The organism is Thiolapillus sp. (assembly GCF_048562965.1).
GTDB classification, from domain to species: Bacteria; Pseudomonadota; Gammaproteobacteria; order Chromatiales; family Chromatiaceae; genus Thiolapillus; species Thiolapillus brandeum_A.
In genome coordinates, this window is the sequence record NZ_JBHNMF010001591.1 from 1 (window position 1) to 544 (window position 544).

Here is a 544-nt window from a genome sequence, read left to right on the forward strand (position 1 = left end):
CGCTGCTGCTCATGCTTCTATCTGGAGTCGCTCAGGCGCTGGAGAATGGCAATGGCCTCCGTCTGCAAAAGATGTCTGAACAGGTATATGCGGTAGTCGGCCCTTATGGTGGGCGTACGCCACAGAACCTGGGAAACAACGCGACCTTTGGCTTTGTGGTGACGGACGAAGGAGTGGTATTGATCGACTCCGGTGGAACCTATCAGGGAGCGGAGGCCATCGACAGGCTGATCAAACAGGTGACCGACAAGCCTGTGAAGTATGTGCTCAATAGCGGCGGACAAGACCACCGCTGGCTTGGCAATGGTTATTTCAAAGAACGCGGTGCCCGCGTTATCGCCAGCGAGGCGGTGGTGGCCGATCAGCACAAGCGTCTGCAGGACCAGATGTTCATGCTGGGTAATCAGGTGGGTGAAAAAGAAATCGTTGGCACCGAGCCGGTGTATGCGGATGAGACTTTTACTGACAGTATGCGTTTTATCCTGGGTAGTACCGTTTTCGAACTTCAACGGGTGGGTCCGGCTCACACGCCAGGAGACAGTCT

General features: G+C 55.3%; 1 protein-coding gene. It reads left to right on the forward strand.

What is annotated here, in order from left to right:
* Window positions 1–11 precede the first annotated feature (11 nt).
* The coding region (locus ACOCD2_RS25675) for an MBL fold metallo-hydrolase (RefSeq protein ID WP_293650908.1) at window positions 12–544 on the forward strand (533 nt) is incomplete at its 3' end.